Here is a 19,103-nt window from a genome sequence, read left to right on the forward strand (position 1 = left end):
TTCAAACCCATCCCCTCCGAAGGAACACGACCATGAGTGAAGCCTGGATCATCGACGCCGTCCGCACCCCCCGCGGCATCGGCAAATACGGCAAGGGCGCCCTGTCCGAGATGCACCCGCAGCAGCTGGGCGCGACGGTTCTCAAGGCCCTGGCCGAGCGCAACAAGATCAACACCGCCGAAGTCGACGACGTGATCTGGGGCACCAGCTCGCAGCGCGGTCCGGCCGCCGGCGATCTGGGCCGGATGTCGGCTCTGGACGCGGGCTATGACATCAAGTCCAGCGGCGTGACCCTCGACCGCTTCTGCGGCTCTGGCATCACCACGGTGAACTTCGCCGCCTCGACCATCATGGCCGGCATGTCCGACATGGTTGTGGCCGGCGGCTGCGAAATGATGTCGATGCCCAACCGTCGCTCGCCGGAAGACGGCCCGGTGACCATGGACCAGGGCAACCTGCGCCTGCGCGCCAAGCATCCCCAGTCGCACCAGGGCATCTGCGCCGACTCCATCGCGACCCTGGAAGGCATCAGCCGTGAAGCCCTCGACGCCCTGGCCCTGGTCAGCCAGCAGCGCGCCGCCGTGGCCATCGCCGAGAACCGGTTCGTGAAGAGCCTGATCCCGGTCTACAAGGAAGACGGCACGCTGGCCCTCGACCATGAAGAGTTCCCCCGTCCGCAGACGACCGCTGAAGGCCTCGCGGCCCTGAAGCCGTCGTTCGAGGCGCTGGCCGACGTGCCGCTCGACGCCAACGGCACGACCTTCCGCAAACTGATCACCGCGGTCTATCCGGACCTCGACATGAAGTTCTTCCACCACGCCGGCAACAGCTCGGGCGTCGTGGACGGTTCGGCCGCCCTGCTGCTGACCTCGCCCGCCTACGCCAAGGCCAACGGCATGACGCCGCGCGCCCGCGTGGTGGCCATGGCCAACATGGGCGACAGCCCCACCCTGATGCTCAACGCCCCGGTCCCGGCGGCCCGCAAGGTCCTCGCCAAGGCCGGCCTGACGGTCGAGGACATCGACCTGTGGGAAATCAACGAAGCCTTCGCGGTCGTGGCCGAGAAGTTCATCCGCGACCTGAAGCTCGACCGCAGCAAGGTCAATGTGAACGGCGGCGCCATGGCCCTCGGCCACCCGATCGGCGCCACCGGCTCGATCCTCATCGGCACGATGGTCGATGAGCTGGAGCGGACCGGCAAGCGCTACGGCCTGATCACCATGTGCGCCGCCGGCGGCATGGCCCCGGCGATCATCGTCGAGCGCATGTAAGGCTGATCCTCCCACCTTGGGAGAACGACCTGGAGGGGGTCCGCTCACACCGAGCGGGCCCCTTCTGCTATTCCGGCGCTGGGATCGCCGCCGCCGATCCCCTATATCCACCGCCATGGCCGAAGCTTTCAACGACCTGACCCTGTCCGCCGACCGCGAGGCCCGCTACGCCGAGGTGGCCGCCGAGATCGCCTCGGTGCTCGACGGGGAGCCCAATCTCACCGCGCGGATGGCGACGGTCGCCTCGATGCTGGCGGCGAGTTTCGACCACTACTTCTGGACCGGCTTCTATGTCGTCGATCCGGACAAGCGAGATGAGCTGGTCGTCGGTCCCTACCAGGGCACGCTCGGCTGCCTGCGCATCGCCTTCGGCCGGGGCGTCTGCGGCGCCGCGGCGGCGACCGGCCAGACCCAGCTTGTTCCCGATGTGCACGCCTTTCCGGGGCACATCGCCTGCGACAGCCGCTCGCAGAGCGAGGTGGTGGTCCCGGTGTTCGGCCCTGACGGCGCCCTGATCGCGGTTCTCGACGTCGATTCCGACCAGCCGGCCGCCTTTGACGCGGTTGACGCCCGCTGGCTGGAGCAAATCCTGACGTCCGTATTCAGCCGTTAATTCCGGCCCGCTACTTGCTTGGGCGGGGGTGAGAATCCCCGACAGGGACAGGGTTTGTCCCCAAAGTGAGCCGCCCCGCGATGCTGAACGCCCGTTCTGTCCACCCCGCCGCCCTGACTCCTGAAGAGGTGTCGGCCTGGAGGGCGCTGGTCGCCGCCGAGCCGGCGTTCGGCAACCCGCTGATGGGACCGGACTTCGCCATGGCCGTCGGCGCGGTGCGCAGCGACGCCCGGGTGACCGTCTATCGCGACGGCGAGGCCATCGTCGGCTTCCTGCCCCATCACCGCCGCCCCGGCGGCATGGCCCGTCCGCTCGGCGCGCCGCTGTCGGACTATCACGGCCTGATCGCCGGTCCTCATCCGGGCCTGACCGCCGACCGGGTCCTGGCCCTGGCCGGGGTCAGCGCCTGGCGCTTCACCGGCCTTGTCGATCCCCATGGTGTCTTCGCCCAAAGCTCGATCGGCGAGACGTCGGGCTACGCGGTCACGCTCACCGGCCCGGCGGCCGACTATCTCGAGAGCCTGCGCGCCGCATCGCCCAAGCGGTTCAAGAACTGGCGCCGTCTCGACAGCAAGCTGGAGCGCGAGGTCGGTCCCGTGCGGATCGAGGCCAGCGATGACCCGGCGGTCTACGACCAGATCATGGACTGGAAACGCGAACAGCTGATCCGCACTGGCGTTGCCGACTTCCTGCGTCCCGACTGGACGCGCGAACTGCTGGCCAACCTCGCCGCCGCGCGCGGCCCGCTGCGCGGCCTCACCCTGACGATGTGGGCGGGCGACACCATCGCCGCCGGCCATTTCGGCGTCGCGCAGAACGGCTGGTTTCACCCGTGGGTCGCCTCGACGAACCCGGACCTGGGCGAATACTCGCCGGGCCAGACCTTCCTGATGAAGGCCATCGCCGCCATGCCGGGTCTGGGCCTGACCACCTACGACCTCGGCCCGAGCCACGATCACTACAAGCGACATTACGCCGCCCCGAGCCAGCTGGTCGGGGAGGGGACGGCGGCCGCGTCGACCCCCGCCGGTGTCCTGGCGGGGGGGCGCGAGCGGGCCTGGACCCTGGCGGGCGCCCGCCGCGACGGCATGGTCGCCAGCCTGCGCCGCCGCCTGGACGCCATTGCGGTGACCGAACTGTCCACGGCAGGCCGGGTGCGCGGCTTCGTCGAGGCGGTCGCGGCCCAGCCGCGCCGTCGCCTGGCCATGGCGGAGGGCGAATAGCGCCAATGGGGCCGACGGTTTCCATCGTCATCCCGACCCAGCGCCGGCCCGCGGGCCTGGCCGTCGCCCTGCGCTCGGCGCTCGCCCAGACCGGGGTTGATCCGGCCCGGCTCGAACTGATCGTCGCCGACAACGACCAGCAACCCAGCGCGCGGCTGGCGGTCGAGACGGCGGCGACCGGCGCGCCGTTCCCCGTGCGCTACATCCATGTACCCGAGGCCGGCGTGGCCAATGTCCGCAACGGCGCGATGCGTGCGGCGCAGGGCGAGCTGATCGCCTTCCTCGACGATGACCAGGAAGCCCCGACAGGCTGGCTGGCGGCCCTGCTGGACGCGATGGAGCGCTATCAGGGCGACGTGGTGTTCGGACCGGTCCGCGCCCGCGCGCCGGAGACGGTCCGCGTCCACCGCGACTATCTCGAGCGCTTCTTTTCCCGCGAGGGGCCGGCCGCCGCCGGTCCGATGCCGGGCTATTTCGGTTGCGGCGACAGCCTGCTGCGCCGCGCGGCCCTGCCCAATCCGGAGCAGCCGTTCGACCTCGGCCGCAACAGCATCGGCGGCGAGGACGACCTGCTGTTCGGCACCATGCAGGCGGCCGGCGCGACCTTCGTCTGGGCTCCGGACGCCTGGGTCTGGGAAGACCCGATCCCGGACCGGCTGACGCTCCGCTACACGCTTCTGCGCGCCTTCGCCTACGGACAGGGTCCCAGTGAGCATTGCGCCTCCTCGACGCCGCCCGACTGGCCCGGCGTCGCCCGCTGGATGGTCATCGGCCTCGGCCAGACCGCCGTCTTCGGCGCGGTCGCGGCGGTCAAATGGATGATCGGAGCGCCCGATCGCGCCCAGGCCCTGGACCGCGTGGCCCGGGGTCTCGGCAAGACCCTCTGGTTCGGCCCCTTCAAGATCAACTTCTACGGACGCAGCGCATGACCATCATCCGCGACTGGACCCCGGACAAGGCCCACGCCTTCGGCAAGGAAGTGCTGACCTTCGACCACGACCTGCACACCCGGCCGATGTTCGACGACGACGGCCTGGCCGACCTGCTGGACCGCTATCCGCGCGACAGGCTGGGCGTCTTCACCATGGGCGAGGACCCGCGCGAGTGGCGCACCTGGCGGCGCGGCGTGGCGGGCAACCTGTCTGGCCAGACCCTGCTGCGGATGGCCCGCGAGGGCCGCATCTGGCTGAACCTGCGCGCGGTCAACGACCACCTGCCCGAGTATGACGCCCTGGCCGGCGAGGTGTTCGCCGAGAAGGAAGCGACCGTCCCGGGTCTGCGCACGATGAAGCGCGATCTGGGCGTCCTGATCAGCTCCCCCAACGCCCAGGTCTTCTACCATCTGGACGTGCCGCTGGTGTCGCTGTGGCAGATCCGCGGCGTGAAGACGGTCTGGGCCTATCCGGTGGCCGACCCCTATGTCGGTCCCGAGGCGCTGGAGGCCATCGTGCTGCGCGAGACGGCCGAGCAGTTCGCCTTCGATCCCGCCTGGGACGCCGGCGCGGCGAAGGTCCAGTTGACGCCCGGCCGCATGCTGACCTGGCCGCAGAACGCGCCCCACCGCATCGAGAACGGGCCGATGCTCAATGTCTCGCTGTCGATGGAGTATATGACTCCGGCGGCGCTGATGCGGGCCAATGTGATCTACGCCAACGGCCTGCTGCGTCGGCGGCTGGGCGCCGATCCGGCGATCCAGCCGGGCTTCTCGGCCCTCGGCCTGACCAAGGTCGCCGCCGCCCGCGCCGCCAAGGTCCTGAAGCTGCAGAAGGCCCGCGAGCGGGTGCTGCCGGTGACGTTCAATCTGGAGCTCGAGGTTCCGGGCCTGACGAAGCGCGCGGCGTAACCAGCCCTTGCCCACCCGCCCTGATCGCTCCAAATGGGCGGGATGACCGGACCTCGCACCATTGATCTGACCGGCGAAGCCGCCGCCGACGCCCGCGCGCTGCGGGACGCGTTCGGCTGTTTCACCACGGGCGTGACGGTCGTCACCACGCTGGATGAGGACGGCCGCCCGGTAGGGTTCACCGCCAACAGCTTCGCCTCGGTGTCGCTGGACCCCCCGCTGGCGCTGATCTGCGTCGGCAACGAGGCCAGTTGCCTGCCGGCCCTGAACGCCAGCGGCGCCTTCGTGGTCAATGTGCTGCACGTCGACCAGCAGGCGCTGGCCGCCCAGTTCGCCCGCCGCGGCGCGGATCGGTTCGAGGGCGTCACGCCGGAGACCTGGCATACCGGCGCCCCGGTGCTGCCGGGCTGCATGGCAAATTTCGAGTGCCGCACGGAGCAGAGCATCGAGGCGGGCGATCACCGCATCCTCATCGGCCGCATCCTCAAGGTGCACCACGACGCCGACCACGAGCCGCTGGTCTATCTGCGCGGCGGCTACCGCAAGGTGCATACGGATTAGGGCTTAGGGAGTAGGGAGTAGGGAGTAGTTCAGCCTTTGCACGCCGCCGCCTCCGCGTCCCACCCGTTAGCTACTCCCTACTCCCTACTCCCTACGCCCTACTCCCCACGCCCCTGACGCTGGGTCATACTTGGCGCGGGGCGTTCGAGCGCTTAAGTGACGCGTACGTAAACGAAAACCTGATCCGGGAGATACCCCATGGGTGAAGCCTATATCGTCGCCGCCGGCCGCACTGCGGGCGGCCGCAAGGGTGGCCGACTGAGCGGGGTTCACCCCGCCGACCTGGCCGGTGAGGTCCTCAAGGCCCTCGTCGCGCGCACGGGCGCCGATCCGGCCACCGTCGAGGACGTGATCATGGGCTGCGTCGGCCAGGGCGGCGAACAGGCGGTCAACATCGCCCGCAACGCCGTGCTCGCCAGCGGCTTCCCGGAAAGCGTGCCGGCCACCTCGGTCGACCGTCAGTGCGGCTCCTCGCAGCAGTCGCTGCACTTCGCGGCCCAGGCCGTGATGTCTGGCGCCATGGACTGCGTCATCGCCGCCGGCGTCGAGAGCATGAGCCGCGTGCCGATGGGCAGCCCCTCGATCCTCGCGCTGAAGGCCGGCATGGGCAACTACATGAGCCCGAACATGCAGGAGCGCTATCCGAACATCCAGTTCAGCCAGTTCGCCGGCGCCGAGATGATCGCCAAGAAGTATGGCTTCACCAAGGACCAGCTCGACGAGTGGGCCTACGGCAGCCACATGAAGGCCATCGCCGCGACCAAGGCGGGCTACTTCGACAGCGAGATCGTGCCGGTCGAGATCACCACGGCCGAGGGCAAGACCGAGTCCCACGTCGTCGACGAGGGGATCCGCTTCGAGGCCAGCCTCGAGGGCATCAAGGGCGTGAAGCTGCTGGTCGAGGGCGGCACGGTCACGGCCGCCACCTCCAGCCAGATCTGCGACGGCGCCTCGGGCATCCTGGTCGTCAACGAAGCGGGCCTCAAGCGCCTCGGCGTCGCCCCGCTGGCCCGTATCCACCACATGACGGTCACCGCCGGTGACCCCGTGATCATGCTGGAGGAGCCCGTCTTCGCCACCCAGAAGGCGCTCAAGAAGGCCGGCATGTCGATCAACGACATCGACCTGTACGAGGTCAACGAAGCCTTCGCGCCCGTGCCGCTGGCCTGGCTGCAGGGCAACGACGCCGACCCGGACAAGCTGAACATCTCGGGCGGCGCCATCGCGCTCGGCCACCCGCTCGGCGGCTCCGGCGCCAAGCTGATGGCCACCCTGGTCCACAACCTGCGCCGCACCGGCAAGCGCTACGGTCTCCAGACCATGTGCGAAGGCGGCGGCCTGGCCAACGTGACGATCGTCGAAGCGCTCTGATCGCGCCCTGACCCTCTGACGAAAGGGCCGCTCACCAACCCGGTGAGCGGCCCTTTTCTATTCTTTCCTCTCCGCGAAGCGGGGAGGGGGACCGCTCGGAGAGCGGTGGAGGGGCGGCTCCGAAGCGTCCGGAGAGACCGGAATTCAGGATCGGGCCGCCAACACCTGCGAAGCCCCCTCCACCAGCCTCCGGCTGGTCCCCCCCCCCCCCCCTCTACGAGGGGAGGATCATTTAGCCGCCACCCGCCACACCACATTCCCCACATCGTCCGCCACCAGCAGCGCGCCGGTGCGGTCGAAGGTCACGCCCACCGGCCTCCCCAGCGCCTGGCCCTTCGCGTCGAGGAAGCCGGTCAGGAAGTCCTCCGCGGCCCCGGCCGGCTTGCCGCCGGCGAACGGCACGAACACCACCTTGTAGCCGCTGACCGGATTGCGGTTCCACGAGCCGTGCTGGCCGACGAAGGCGCCCAGCGCGTAGCGGGCCGGGAAGGTCGCCGGCGCGGTCTGGCCCGCGGCCAGTTCCACCACCGGGATCGCCGGCAGGAACGTCAGCCCCAGCGACGCCGTATGCGCTCCCAGGGCGTAGTCGGGCTTCAGCGCCTTGGCCACCATGTCCGGCCGCTGCGGCTGCATCCGCACATCGACGTTCTGGCCGAAATAGCTCCACGGCCAGCCGTAGTGGCCGCCGTCCTTCACGCTGGTCATGTAGTCGGGGACCAGGTCGTTGCCGAGCATGTCGCGCTCGTTGACGGCGGTCCACAGCGCCCCGCCCGTCGGCTCCCAGGCCATTCCGACCGGGTTGCGCAGCCCGGTGGCGAACACCCTCACCGCCTTGCTGGCCAGGTCGATCTCGAGGATCCCGGCGCGCCGCGCCTCCTTCTCGATCCCGCCCTCGGCGAGGTTGGAGTGCGAGCCGACCGACACGTACAGCTTCGTCCCGTCCGGGCTGGCCAGCAGGTTGCGCACCCAGTGCTGGTTCGGCTCGCCGGCGGGCAGGTCGGTGATCTTGACCCCCGGCGCGGTGATCGCGGTCGCACCGGCCACATACGGGAAGGCCAGCACCGCGTCGGTGTTGGCGACATAGAGGGTCTCGCCGACCAGGGCGACGCCAAGCGGCGAGTTCAGCCCGGTCAGGAAGGCGGTCTTCACCTCGGGCGTCCCGTCGCCGTCGGCGTCGCGCAGCAGGGTGATGCGGTTGGCGCTCGGCGCGGCGGCCCCGGCGCGCTTGAACACGGCGGCCGCGACCCAGTCGGTCAGCCCCTTCTTCTTGCGCGGCGGCGAGTTGCTCTCGACCACCAGCACATCGCCGTTCGGCAGCGGGTACAGCCAGCGCGGATGGTCCAGCCCCTCGGCGAACCGCGTCACCACGAACCCGGCCGGCGCCGTCGGCGCCCCGCCCGCGGGCCAGCCCACGGCCTTGGCCGGATTGAGCGTCGGGATCGGCCCGTTCGGATCGGGCGCGGTCAGCTGGACGTCCGCGCCATAAGTCGCCGCCGACGGCAATTCGCTCGGCTTGCCGCAGGCGGTGGTCGCAAACAGGGCGGCCGTCAGAACGGCGAGCGTGGCGGAACGGGACATGGCGTTTCCTCGGAGGCGTTTCGCCTGAGGATAGGGCGCGGAAGGGCCATTGCCACCCCCAATCCTCTCCCTCCGGACAAGGGGCGTCACACCGGCAAAGCCACCGTGTTCTTCACCTCCTCCAGCACCGCATAGGTCCGCGTCTCCCGCACGCCCGGCAAATCCACCAAGGTCCCGCCCAGGAACGCGCGATACGCCGTCATGTCCTCGACCCGCGCCTTGATCAGGTAGTCGAACCCGCCGGCGACCATGTGGCACTCGAGGATCTCCGGCGCCCTCCGCACGGCCGCGGCGAACTGGTCGAAGGTTTCGGCGGTGGTGCGGTCCAGCTGGATCTCGACGAAGATCAACAGGGCGCGGTCCATCATCGCCGGGTCGAGCAGGGCGGCGAAGCCGGTGATGTAGCCGCGCTCGCGCAGGCGGCGGAACCGCTCGTGGCAGGCGGCGGGGCTGAGGCCGACCTGCTGCGCCAGGTCCTGGTTGGTGATCCGGCCGTCGGTCTGCAGCACCCGCAGGATGCGGCGGTCGATCTCGTCGAGCATGGTGAAGACCCTTCGGCGTAGAAGTCAGTATTGGAGAAAACCTACGGTCATTCCCGCGACAAGCCAAGCACATTCGCCGCGATCCGGGGTATCACCGATCATCCTTCGTCAGCCTGTGTAGCCCATGTCCGACCGACCGACTCTCGCGGCCGCCCGCGCCGCCATCGCGCCCCTCTATCGCGCGCCCGAGCCCGAGCGGCTGGCCGCCCTGGTCCCCGCCGCGACGCTCACCGCCGCCGAACGCGCCGCGGTCGAGGCCCAGGCGAAGGTCCTGCTGGCCGACCTGCGCAAGGCCGGGTCCGACGGCTGGGTCGAGCGGTTCCTGCAGGAATACAGCCTGACCACCGACGAGGGCGTGGCCCTGCTGTCGCTGGCCGAGGCCTATCTGCGGGTGCCCGACCCCCTGACCGCCGCCGAGCTGGTGCGCGACAAGCTGGGCCGGGCCGACTGGGCGGCCCACGCCGGCCAGTCCGGCTCGGTGCTGGTCAACTCCGCCACGCTCGGCCTGATCCTCGCCCGCGGGCTTATGGACGACGAGGCCGGGACCCTGACGAAGCTGGTCGGGCGGCTGGGCGAGCCGGCGATCCTCAAGGCCGTGGCGGCGGCGATGCAGATGATGGGCGAAGCCTTCGTGCTCGGCCGGACCATCACCGAGGCGCTGAAGCGCGCGGACCGGGGCGGGGCGGCGGCCTTCCGGCACAGCTTCGACATGCTGGGCGAGGGCGCCCGCACGATGGAAGACGCCGACGGCTATCTGCAGGCCTATCTCGACGCCATCGCGGCGGTCGGCCGGGTGGCCGGGTTCAAGGGCGAGATGGCCGCGCGCGACAGCGTCTCGGTCAAGCTCTCGGCCATCCACCCACGCTACGAGACCGGCAAGGACGCGACCTGCGTCCCCGACCTGATCGACCGCACGCTGCAACTGGCCCTGGCGGCGCTGGAGCACGGCATCGGCCTGACCATCGACGCCGAGGAGGCCGAGCGGCTGGAGATGAGCCTCGACATCATCGAGGCCCTCGCGCGTGCGCCGGAGCTCAAGGGCTGGGATGGCCTGGGCATGGCGATCCAGGCCTACCAGCGCCGCGCGCCCGCCGTGATCGCCTGGGCCGACGCCCTGGGCCGCGAGACCGGCCGCAAGCTGACCGTGCGCCTGGTCAAGGGCGCCTACTGGGACAGCGAGATCAAGCGCGGCCAGGAGCGCGGCCTGCCCGACTATCCGGTGTTCACCCGCAAGGCGGCGACGGACGTCTCCTACCTCGCCTGCGCCCGGGCGATGCTCGATGCGCCGGGCATCTATCCGGCCTTCGCCACCCACAACGGTCTGACGGTCGCGACCATCCTGCAGTGGGCCGGCGCGCGGCGGGACTTCGAGTTCCAGCGGCTGCACGGCATGGGCGGCGGCCTCTATGAGCGGCTCATGCAGGAAAAGGGCGTCGCCGCGCGGGTCTATGCGCCGGTCGGCGGCTATCGCGACCTGCTGGCCTACCTCGTCCGCCGCCTGCTCGAGAACGGGGCCAACACCAGCTTCGTCCACCAGATCGCCGACGAGAGCATCAGCGACGAAGAGCTGCTCGCCGACCCCGTCGCCATCGTTGAAAAAGCGGGCTTCCAGCCCCACAGCCGGATCGCCAACCCCATGGATCTCTACGCCCCCGAACGCCGCAACTCCGCCGGCCTGGACCTCACCGACCGCGCCGTGCTGGACGGACTGGTGGCCGAGATGGCCAAGACCTGGGCTGTGAAGCAGTCCGCCGCACCCCTGATCGGCGGCAAGGCCGTTTCCGGCGTCGGCAAGCCGGTCACCGATCCGGCCGACCATGGCCGCGTGGTGGGCGAGGTGGTCGAGGCCTCCGTCGCCGACGTGTCGCGCGCCATCGGGCTGGCCGCCGCCGCCCAGCACGCCTGGGCCGCCACACCGGTCGTCGAGCGCGCCGCCGTCCTCGACCGCATGGCCGACCTGATGGAGCGCGACCGCGTGCGCCTGATGGCCCTGGCCGTGCGCGAAGCCGGCAAGACCATCCCCGACGCGCTGGGCGAGGTGCGGGAAGCCGTCGACTTCTGCCGCTACTACGCCGCCCGCGCCCGCGAGACCTTCCGGCCTGTGACCCTGCCCGGGCCGACGGGCGAGACGAACGAGCTGACCCTGTCCGGACGCGGCGTCTTCGCCTGCGTCAGCCCGTGGAACTTCCCGCTGGCCATCTTCCTCGGCCAGGTCTCGGCGGCGCTCGTCGCCGGCAACGCGGTGGTGGCGAAGCCCGCGCCGCAGACGCCGCTGATCGCCCATGCGGCGGTGCAGCTGCTGCTGGAAGCGGGTGTGCCCGCCGACGTGATCGCGCTGGTCCCCGGCGGCCCCGAGGTCGGCCAGGCCCTGACCGCCGACCCGCGCGTCATGGGCGTCTGTTTCACCGGCTCGACGGCCACGGCCCGCCGCATCGCCCGCACCCTGCTGGACGACGAGACCCGCCCGCTGGTGCCGCTGATCGCCGAAACCGGCGGCCTCAACGCGATGATCGTCGACTCCACCGCCCTGCCCGAGCAGGTCGTGAACGACGTGATCATCTCGGCCTTCCAGAGCGCCGGCCAGCGCTGCTCGGCCCTGCGCCTGCTCTGCGTGCAGGAGGATATCGCCGACAAGGTGCTGGAAATGCTCGGCGGCGCCATGGCCGAGCTGGTCATCGGCGACCCGGCCCGTCCCGACACCGACGTCGGCCCGGTGATCGACGCCCAGGCGCGTGACGGCCTGATGGCCTGGATCGACGCCCAGCGCCCGCATGTGATCCACCAGCTGGCCCTGCCGGAAGGGACGCAAGGCGGGACCTTCGTGCCGCCGACCGTGATCCGGCTGGACAAGGTCGAGGACCTGACCCGCGAGGTGTTCGGCCCGGTCCTGCATGTGGTGACCTGGAAGGGCGGGGACCTGGACGGCCTGCTCGCCCGCATCAACGCCTCGGGCTACGGTCTGACCATGGGCCTGCACAGCCGCATCGGCGAGACCGCCGACCGGGTTAGGGCGGCGGCGAAAGTCGGCAACCTCTATGTGAACCGCTCGATGATCGGCGCGGTCGTCGGCGTTCAGCCGTTCGGCGGCGAGGGCCTCAGCGGCACCGGCCCGAAGGCCGGCGGCCCGCACTACCTCGCCCGCTTCGCCGTCGAACGCACCGTCTCGATCGACACCACCTCCGCCGGCGGCAACGCGACGCTGCTGAGCCTGGAGGACTGAAGGGGACATGTACCTTCAGGTACGTGTCCCCTAAACCCGAGGCCGCTCGATTGGGGGACACGTACCTTCGGTACATGTCCCCGACACGAAAACGCCCCCGGAGATGGCTCTCCGGGGGCGTCGTCTCACCAGGTCCGGGGGAAAACCTAGTTGAACATGCCGAACACGACCGAGGCGATGACGCCCGTGGCGATGGCGGTCAGGACGACGTCGTCGTTCACCCGCACGTAGCGATAGCCGTAGGGCGGGGGCGCCAGGCGATAGGCGCGGTGGTCAACGTAGTAGCCGCTGGTGCGGTACTGGTACGGGAGCTGCTCGCCCCGGCGCCACTGACGGGCCTGATAGCCACGCGGCGCATAGTACCGGCCGGCGTTGTAGCGACGCTCGGCGCGGCGCTCGTAGCGGCTTTCGGCGCGGTCATAGCGGCGGTCGTAGCGGTCGTCCCGACGGTCGTCGCGGCGGTCGTAGCGGTCATCGCGACGCTCGTCCCGACGATCATCGCGACGGTCGTCCCGGCGGTCGTCGTAGCCCTGCTGATAGCCGCCTTGCTGCGGACGACCCTGATACGACTGGGCGCTGGCGGCGCCGGCGGAGGCCAGGACCGACAGGGCGATCGCGGCGGTGAGGATCTTCTTCATGGCAGGTCTCCTGACGGCTGGGCCCTCGGAGGATCCGGAAGCGGCCGTTGTTGAGACCCTTATGAGGGGGGGCACTTGAGCCCAGTCTGAACGGCCCTGGTCATCTCCCGTTCATCGCCGAGACCTGGGGGTCAGGCGGCGCGGGCTGTCCGCATCGGGGTCGGCGCCGCCCGCAGAGCCTCGATGTCGGCGGCCGAGACGGGCTTGCTGAACAGGTAGCCCTGGATCTCGGAACAGCCGGCGGCTGCCAGCCGGTCGCGCTGGTCGGAGGTTTCGACGCCCTCGGCGATCACGTTGAGCTTCAGGGCGCGGGCCAGGCGGATGATCGCGCCGACGACCGCGTCGGCCTCGTCGTCGATACCCAGGTTGGCGATGAACGAGCGGTCGATCTTGATCTTGCTGATCGGGAACCGCTTCAGATAGCTCAGGCTCGAATAGCCGGTTCCGAAGTCGTCGAGCGCCAGGCTGAATCCGAGGTCGCGCAGGCGCCTCAGCGTATCGTGCGTCTCGGGATCGTCGCCGATCAGCACGGTTTCGGTGATCTCCAGTTCGAACCGGCGCGGGTCGACCCGCAGACGGGACACCAGGGTGGAGACGGCCGTGACGAAGCCCGGCGTGCGCAACTGGATGGCCGAGACGTTGATCGCGACCTTGAGGCCCTTCCACCGGCGACTGTCCTGGAAGGCGCGGGCGATGGTGAACAGCCCCAGTTCGCTGATCAGGCCGCATTCCTCGGCGATGGGCACGAAATACTCGGGCGAGATCAGCCCGCGGATCGGGTGGCGCCAGCGCACGAGGGCCTCGACGCCGGTCATTACGCCCCGGTGGTTGACCTGCGGCTGATAGGCCATCTCCAGCGCGCCGTCGGACAGCGCCTCGCGCAGGTCGATCTCGAGCGAGCGCCGGGTCTTCACGGCGGCGTCCATTTCGATCTCGAAGAAGCAGAACCGGCTTCCGCCGTCAGCCCTTGCGCGGGTCAGGGCCATGTCGGCCTGCCGGATCGCCTCGCCGGGATCCACGTCCCCGTCGGTGATCATGGTGATGCCGATGGAGCAGCCGATGAACGACCGGATGGTCTCCAGATAGAAGGGCGCGGTCATGGCCTCGATCAGCCTGTCGGCGAGCGCCGCCGCCTGGGCCGCGGTGGCGTTGGCCTGGACGATGGCGAACTCGTCAGCGCCGAACCGCGCGAAGGTGTCCGTTGACCGGCAGACAGCGGCCAGGCGGCGAGCCGCCAGCTTGATCAGCTGATCGCCGACCTGATGGCCGTGCAGGTCGTTGATTTCCTTGAAGCGATCGAGGTCGATGGAATGCACCGCGACGGTCGCCTCGTGGTCGCGCCTCAGTTGGTCGAGCGCGTGTTCCAGGCGCTCCTGGAACCTCGTGCGATTGGGCAGGCCGGTCAGCGGATCGAAATAGGCCAGATGCGTGGCGCGCGCCTCGCTGGCCACGAGGCTTTGCGCCATGCCGCTGGCGCGCCGGTAGAGCGTCAGGGCCGCCAGGCCCAGCAGGCCGACAATGATCAGAATGGGGCCGCCGATCTGGTCGAGCATGGTCTTGCCGGGCGTCTGGGGCTCCCAGTCGAGCGTGGCGACATACACGCCCTCATAGGTTCGCAGCGGGATATGCGCCTGACGCTTGTCGGCCCGGGAATCCTCGCCGTGAACATGCAGGTTCCTGAGCATGAACCGCTCGCTGAACCGCTCCAGGAAGGGCTGTCCGAGCAACATGCCGGCGACGATGATTGGCGCCTGGGCGCCCTTCGGCCGCGCGTGCCCGAAGTCGGGTTGAACGAGCGTTGCCGACAGGATGTAGAGCCGGCCGTTCACCTTGGCGATCGAACTGGCCTGAATCGGTCCCGGGATCTGGTCCGGCGCGGCCCGGCGGGCGTCCTTCCGGACGCGAGCGGCTTCCCGGGCGCGAACGGACGCCACGATCCCCGCGGCCGAAGGCGCGAAGCGCGCGAAGGCGTCGGCGTCGACCGTGCGTCCCCCGTCTGCGGCGTAGATCGGCTGGTCCCCGCCATCGAGCACGAAGGCGGCGTCGAAGCCGCCGGTCTGGTTCAGGAACTGGCCGACGTTTTCGCTGGCCCACACCGGATTGAACCGGTTGTCGAGATTGCGCACGGCCTCGTCCCAGAGCGCCTGCGGGACGACGCGATGCGCGACTTCGCTGGTGATCCCGGTCAGGCCGTTGGCCACCAGAGCCTGCTCCCGTTCACGCGAGACGGAGTCAAACTGATGGACCAGGCTGAGCACCATGGCGACCAGCACCGCCATGGTGACCAGCGCGAGAATCGCGAGCGGCCAGAAGAAGTCCGCCTTCAGGAATCTCTTGGGCATTCCGACCAATCCGCATTGCCTTGAGCGGACGGTTATGAACGGGCACTCCTAATGTTGTGCAAATATCGACAAACGTTATCTGTGTCCTGACGCCCATCGTCCTGAGAATGGCCCGTCATCGACTTGCATCAACTCAAACTTAACCATACCCTATACTCACAATGGGTTGCGGGTGGAGGCTGGAGTACAGTCGGTGGCCTCCGGCCCTAGCCGCGCGTCAACGGCCGGCTCATCGGCCAGGGGTTGGGCGCGGGCTCGGCGCCGGCCAGGGCTTCGAACGCGGCGATGATGTCCGCGTCGCTGATCAGATCGGGCGTCTGGAAGCTGGTGAACACCAGACCGGTGATCAGGGCGTCGATCACCCGGGCGAACCGGTCCGCGGGCATTGGCAGCGATCCGGGCGGCGCAATCTTCTGAAAGCCGGCCGCCATCATCCGGTAGGTCTCGGCGTTCCGCTCGGTCATCCGCTCGCGCATATGGGCGTGGGTGACGATGTAGAGCTGGAAGGCCGCGGCGCCGGCGGCGTTGGCGCGTCGGGTCTTGATCTGCGCCGCGACGGCCTCGCCCAGCAGCCGCATCTGGGTCCGCAGCGGCGCGCCCAGCTTGAAGTCGGCCTCGATGGGCATCCACTGGCTGTCCATCACGGCCAGGAACAGGTCTTCCCGACTCTTGAAGTTGCCGTAGAAGGAGCCGCGCGACAGGCCCGCCCGGGTGCAGACCGCCTCGATCGAGGTGCGGTCGAAGCCCTTCTCGGCGATGATCTCCGCCGCCGCTGCGACCAGGGTCGTGCGGGTTCTCTGGCGCTTGTCCCCCTTGGGGACGCCTTTGCGGATAACGGGTTTTCGCTCCATGGGGGATATCTACGGCGCCGAATAATATGCAGCAATGCATTTAATTGCCGGACGCCGGCGGATCCGCTCCAACCGGGGCGCGATGTCGACAAATCCTTAGGGTCAGGACGCGCTCGGCCCCGCCAGCGCCGCGAAGGCCGCGTAGAAGGCTTCGTCCGGGACGAGCTCAGGCGTCAGGAACCGCTGGAACAGCAACCCTTCTGTCACCGCATGGATCAGCACCACCAGCGTCTCGGCCGGCATCGGCAGTCCGCCCTCGTCGGCGACGCTGCGCAGCCAGGCGGCGCCGGTGGCGAAGCTGGCTTCCGTGACCGCCCGCACCTCCGCCCGCAAGGCCGCATTGGCGGCCGCATGGGCCATGCCGGTCAGCCGGCCGTAGGCCGCTTCCTGCCGCTCGGGGATGGCGGCGATATAGGCCTCGGCGAGGGCGCGCATCTTCTCGGCGAAGGTCGAGTCGGCTCTGATCTTCGGTCTGACCGGCGCCCAGTAGGTCTGGCCCAGCGCGATGAACAGGTCGTCGCGATTGCGGAAATTGCCGTAGATCGCCCCGCTGGTCATGCCGGCCCGCTCGGCGACGGCCTGCAGGGTGGTGCGGTCATAGCCGCGCTCGCGGATCAACTGGCGGGCGGCGTCCAGCAGGGCGGCGCGGGTCCGGGCGCGCTTGTCGCCCTTCGGGCGGCGTCTGGCATTGGCGGTCGCGGGATCGACGGACATGGTCCGGAGTCTATCGGCTTGCAGAAATATTGGAACTATATTTTATAGGTAGGAAATATTATCAGCGCCAGCCGCGCGACGGGACCGACCATGACCGCCTCCGATCCGATCGCCGCCATGCTCGGCCGCTACGTCGACGCCGATGAGATCGCCGGGGCCGCGACCCTCGTCTGGAAGGATGGCAAGGTGGTCCAGACCTGCGCCACCGGTTGGCGGGACAGGGAATCCCTCGAGCTGCTGGAACGGGACGCCATCTTCCGCATCGCCTCGATGACCAAGCCGGTCACCTCGGTCGCGGCTCTGATGCTGGTGGACGAGGGCAGGATCGCCCTGGCCGATCCGATCAGCCGCTGGGCGCCGGAGTTCGCCGACATGCGCGTTCTGCGCTCGCCGACAGGACCGCTGGACGAGACCGATCCCGCGGCGCGCGAGATCACCTTCGACGATCTGCTGACCCACCGGTCGGGCCTGACCTACGGCTCGTTCCACGCCGGCCCGATCCAGCCGGCCTACGAGGCGGCCCTGGGCGGCGACATCGACAGCCATGTCGCCCCCGACGACTGGATCACGGCGCTGGCCGCCCTGCCGCTGATCGACCAGCCTGGCGCGGGCTTTCACTATGGCAATTCGACGGACCTGCTGGGCTTTCTGATCGCGCGGATCGAGGGCGAGCCGCTCGGCGCGGTGCTCCAGCGGCGGATCTTCGGCCCGCTCGTGATGACGGACACCGGCTTCACCGTCCCGGCGGACAAGGCGCATCGCAAGGCGCAGCTGTACGGCTTTGACGCCGCCGGCGGGATGATCCCGCGGCCGACGGGCGCTTCCGGCGCCGGCGCGGTGCTGCCGGAGCGGCCGGCGGACATGACCTATGTGTCCGGCAGCGGCGGGCTGTGGTCGACGCTCGATGACTACCTGGCCTTCGCCCGCCTGTTCCTCGGCGACGGGGCGGTCGACGGGGTGCGGCTGCTGCAGCCGGAAACTCTGCGGGCCATGATGACGAACCAGCTGACGGAAGATCAGCGCGCCCGCGGCGAGACGCTGGGCATGCCGATCTTCACCGCCCACGGATTCGGCTACGGCCTGGCCGTCGTCATGGACCCGGACACCGCCGCCGTAACCCGCTGCAAGGGCGGCGTCGGCACCGTCGGCTGGCCGGGCGCCTACGGCGGCTGGTGGCAGGCCGATCCGACGTCGGGAACGGTGATGATCTTCCTGGTCCACAACGTCATGGAGCTGGAGCAGATGGCCATGGGCATCGGCCTCGGCGTCTACGGCGCCATCACCGAGTTCCACGGCCTGGCCAGCGCGCTTTAGGCCACTCTGCACTGTCATCCCGGAAGCCGCGCAGCGGCTATCCGGGACCCAGATTGAGTCCCGGCCGAGTCTGGGTCCCGGATCGGCCTTTCGGCCGTCCGGGATGACAGTGAGGGGCAAGGGCTTGTCTGCCTTGGGTGATTTCGCGTCCTTGGGGATAAAGACGGCGCCGCATTAAAAACACCAACGAATCTAACCCGTTAGGAGCGATCCGCACTCGCCTCTCAGGCGTCAGGCGGCCGTCATGCCCCCGTCGACCACCACTTCCGACCCCGTCATGAAGGCCGCGCCGTCCGAGGCGAGGAAAACGATGGCGTTGGCGATGTCGATGTCGCGGCCCAGGCGTCCCATCGGGTGGCTCTGGGCGAACCGCTCCAGCGTGCTGTTCGACCCCTCGCCGCTGCGGGCCGAGACGGCCGCGGCGGCCTCGGTCATCATCGGGGTGTCGATGATCCCCGGATGCACGGAATTGACCCGGATCTTCAGGCCCCCGCGCGCGCATTCCATCGCCGCCGACTTGGTCATCAGCCGCACCGCGCCCTTGGAGGCGTTGTAGGCGAGGCCGTTGGCTTGTCCGACCAGGCCCGCCACCGACGACAGGTTGATGATCGACCCGCCGCCGTCCCAGCGCTGCGCCCGCTCGGCGATGGCCGGGATGGCGTGCTTCAGGCCGAGGAACACGCCCTCGACATTGACCTGCTGCATGCGCCGGAAGTCTTCCAGCGCGGTGTCGACGATCGGCTTCATCCAGAAGATGCCGGCGTTGTTCACCAGGATGTCCAGCCCGCCGAAGGTCTCGCGGGCGAAGGCCACGGCGGCGATCCAGTCGGCCTCGACGGTGACGTCATGCCTGACCCAGGCGCCGCCAATGCTGTCGGCGACAGCCGTTCCGTCCGCCAGGTCGCTGACCACGACCTTCGCGCCGGCCGCCGCGAGCGCCTTCGCCGTCGCCGCGCCGATGCCGCGCGCCCCGCCGGTGACCAAAGCCACCCGGCCTTCGAGATCCTGCATGCCGTCCTCCC

General features: G+C 69.5%; 16 protein-coding genes. 9 read left to right on the forward strand and 7 right to left on the reverse strand.

Going from position 1 to position 19,103, the window contains the following annotated elements; all coding sequences use genetic code 11:
- Positions 1 to 32: 32 nt before the first annotated feature.
- The 7 genes from AC3WJT_RS10120 to AC3WJT_RS10150 all read left to right on the forward strand — a co-directional run bounded on the left by AC3WJT_RS10120 (position 33) and on the right by AC3WJT_RS10150 (position 6,882).
- Positions 33 to 1,271 (forward strand): acetyl-CoA C-acetyltransferase, encoded by a 1,239-nt coding sequence (locus AC3WJT_RS10120; RefSeq protein ID WP_492342987.1) that lies wholly within the window; start codon positions 33 to 35, stop codon positions 1,269 to 1,271.
- Between the two features lie 115 nt (positions 1,272 to 1,386).
- Positions 1,387 to 1,884, forward strand: coding sequence for a GAF domain-containing protein (locus AC3WJT_RS10125; protein WP_492342988.1), 498 nt, complete (start codon positions 1,387 to 1,389; stop codon positions 1,882 to 1,884).
- 65 nt (positions 1,885 to 1,949) lie between these two features.
- Entirely contained in the window at positions 1,950 to 3,107 is a 1,158-nt protein-coding gene (locus AC3WJT_RS10130) for a GNAT family N-acetyltransferase (protein ID WP_492342989.1), read from the forward strand.
- A gap of 5 nt (positions 3,108 to 3,112) precedes the next feature.
- On the forward strand, positions 3,113 to 4,036 hold the full coding sequence (locus tag AC3WJT_RS10135; protein ID WP_492342990.1) for a glycosyltransferase family 2 protein: 924 nt from the start codon (positions 3,113 to 3,115) through the stop codon (positions 4,034 to 4,036).
- Positions 4,033 to 4,950 (forward strand): hypothetical protein, encoded by a 918-nt coding sequence (locus AC3WJT_RS10140; RefSeq protein ID WP_492342991.1) that lies wholly within the window; start codon positions 4,033 to 4,035, stop codon positions 4,948 to 4,950. The genes AC3WJT_RS10135 and AC3WJT_RS10140 overlap by 4 nt, the downstream gene beginning before the upstream one ends.
- Before the next feature lie 42 nt (positions 4,951 to 4,992).
- Positions 4,993 to 5,511: a flavin reductase family protein gene (locus AC3WJT_RS10145; RefSeq protein WP_492342992.1), complete on the forward strand. Its 519-nt coding sequence runs from the start codon at positions 4,993 to 4,995 to the stop codon at positions 5,509 to 5,511.
- 198 nt (positions 5,512 to 5,709) lie between these two features.
- A complete protein-coding gene (locus AC3WJT_RS10150; protein ID WP_492342993.1) occupies positions 5,710 to 6,882 on the forward strand; it encodes an acetyl-CoA C-acetyltransferase in 1,173 nt (390 codons plus the stop codon).
- A 228-nt stretch (positions 6,883 to 7,110) separates the two neighbouring features.
- Here AC3WJT_RS10150 and AC3WJT_RS10155 read toward each other — a convergent pair whose 3' ends face one another.
- Together AC3WJT_RS10155 and AC3WJT_RS10160 are read right to left on the reverse strand one after the other, a co-directional pair.
- Positions 7,111 to 8,460, reverse strand: coding sequence for a PQQ-dependent sugar dehydrogenase (locus tag AC3WJT_RS10155; protein ID WP_492342994.1), 1,350 nt, complete (start codon positions 8,458 to 8,460; stop codon positions 7,111 to 7,113).
- 86 nt (positions 8,461 to 8,546) lie between these two features.
- Positions 8,547 to 9,002, reverse strand: a complete 456-nt coding sequence (locus AC3WJT_RS10160; protein ID WP_492342995.1) for an Lrp/AsnC ligand binding domain-containing protein — start codon at positions 9,000 to 9,002, stop codon at positions 8,547 to 8,549.
- A gap of 124 nt (positions 9,003 to 9,126) precedes the next feature.
- Here AC3WJT_RS10160 and putA point away from each other — a divergent pair, with 124 nt between their 5' ends.
- Complete coding sequence (gene putA / locus AC3WJT_RS10165; protein ID WP_492342996.1) at positions 9,127 to 12,222, forward strand: bifunctional proline dehydrogenase/L-glutamate gamma-semialdehyde dehydrogenase PutA; 3,096 nt, start codon at positions 9,127 to 9,129, stop codon at positions 12,220 to 12,222.
- Between the two features lie 146 nt (positions 12,223 to 12,368).
- On the opposite strand, the gene AC3WJT_RS10170 is transcribed toward putA, so the two are convergent.
- From AC3WJT_RS10170 to AC3WJT_RS10185, 4 genes are all read right to left on the reverse strand, one after another.
- On the reverse strand, positions 12,369 to 12,860 hold the full coding sequence (locus AC3WJT_RS10170) for an RcnB family protein (protein ID WP_492342997.1): 492 nt from the start codon (positions 12,858 to 12,860) through the stop codon (positions 12,369 to 12,371).
- A gap of 131 nt (positions 12,861 to 12,991) precedes the next feature.
- Positions 12,992 to 15,202 carry a putative bifunctional diguanylate cyclase/phosphodiesterase gene (locus tag AC3WJT_RS10175; RefSeq protein WP_492342998.1) on the reverse strand — a complete coding sequence of 737 codons (2,211 nt, stop codon included), beginning with the start codon at positions 15,200 to 15,202 and terminating at the stop codon, positions 12,992 to 12,994.
- Between the two features lie 206 nt (positions 15,203 to 15,408).
- A complete protein-coding gene (locus tag AC3WJT_RS10180; RefSeq protein ID WP_492342999.1) occupies positions 15,409 to 16,053 on the reverse strand; it encodes a TetR/AcrR family transcriptional regulator in 645 nt (214 codons plus the stop codon).
- A 102-nt stretch (positions 16,054 to 16,155) separates the two neighbouring features.
- Positions 16,156 to 16,767 carry a TetR/AcrR family transcriptional regulator gene (locus AC3WJT_RS10185; protein WP_492343000.1) on the reverse strand — a complete coding sequence of 204 codons (612 nt, stop codon included), beginning with the start codon at positions 16,765 to 16,767 and terminating at the stop codon, positions 16,156 to 16,158.
- A 90-nt stretch (positions 16,768 to 16,857) separates the two neighbouring features.
- Between AC3WJT_RS10185 and AC3WJT_RS10190 the strand changes: the two genes are divergently transcribed.
- A complete protein-coding gene (locus AC3WJT_RS10190) occupies positions 16,858 to 18,081 on the forward strand; it encodes a serine hydrolase domain-containing protein (protein ID WP_492343001.1) in 1,224 nt (407 codons plus the stop codon).
- Between the two features lie 231 nt (positions 18,082 to 18,312).
- On the opposite strand, the gene AC3WJT_RS10195 is transcribed toward AC3WJT_RS10190, so the two are convergent.
- Entirely contained in the window at positions 18,313 to 19,092 is a 780-nt protein-coding gene (locus AC3WJT_RS10195) for a glucose 1-dehydrogenase (RefSeq protein WP_492343002.1), read from the reverse strand.
- Between the last annotated feature and the right edge of the window lie 11 nt (positions 19,093 to 19,103).

This window comes from Caulobacter sp. FW305-C-30-S16 (assembly GCF_058783025.1).

Coding starts and splice junctions, on each gene's coding strand:
- AC3WJT_RS10140 (WP_492342991.1), top strand. CDS start 4,033: ATGACCATCATCCGCGACTGGACCCCGGACAAGGCCCACGCCTTCGGC.
- AC3WJT_RS10185 (WP_492343000.1), bottom strand. CDS start 16,767: ATGTCCGTCGATCCCGCGACCGCCAATGCCAGACGCCGCCCGAAGGGC.
- AC3WJT_RS10195 (WP_492343002.1), bottom strand. CDS start 19,092: ATGCAGGATCTCGAAGGCCGGGTGGCTTTGGTCACCGGCGGGGCGCGC.
- AC3WJT_RS10125 (WP_492342988.1), top strand. CDS start 1,387: ATGGCCGAAGCTTTCAACGACCTGACCCTGTCCGCCGACCGCGAGGCC.
- AC3WJT_RS10150 (WP_492342993.1), top strand. CDS start 5,710: ATGGGTGAAGCCTATATCGTCGCCGCCGGCCGCACTGCGGGCGGCCGC.
- AC3WJT_RS10120 (WP_492342987.1), top strand. CDS start 33: ATGAGTGAAGCCTGGATCATCGACGCCGTCCGCACCCCCCGCGGCATC.
- AC3WJT_RS10175 (WP_492342998.1), bottom strand. CDS start 15,202: ATGCCCAAGAGATTCCTGAAGGCGGACTTCTTCTGGCCGCTCGCGATT.
- AC3WJT_RS10160 (WP_492342995.1), bottom strand. CDS start 9,002: ATGCTCGACGAGATCGACCGCCGCATCCTGCGGGTGCTGCAGACCGAC.
- AC3WJT_RS10190 (WP_492343001.1), top strand. CDS start 16,858: ATGACCGCCTCCGATCCGATCGCCGCCATGCTCGGCCGCTACGTCGAC.
- putA (WP_492342996.1), top strand. CDS start 9,127: ATGTCCGACCGACCGACTCTCGCGGCCGCCCGCGCCGCCATCGCGCCC.
- AC3WJT_RS10135 (WP_492342990.1), top strand. CDS start 3,113: ATGGGGCCGACGGTTTCCATCGTCATCCCGACCCAGCGCCGGCCCGCG.
- AC3WJT_RS10155 (WP_492342994.1), bottom strand. CDS start 8,460: ATGTCCCGTTCCGCCACGCTCGCCGTTCTGACGGCCGCCCTGTTTGCG.
- AC3WJT_RS10145 (WP_492342992.1), top strand. CDS start 4,993: ATGACCGGACCTCGCACCATTGATCTGACCGGCGAAGCCGCCGCCGAC.
- AC3WJT_RS10180 (WP_492342999.1), bottom strand. CDS start 16,053: ATGGAGCGAAAACCCGTTATCCGCAAAGGCGTCCCCAAGGGGGACAAG.
- AC3WJT_RS10170 (WP_492342997.1), bottom strand. CDS start 12,860: ATGAAGAAGATCCTCACCGCCGCGATCGCCCTGTCGGTCCTGGCCTCC.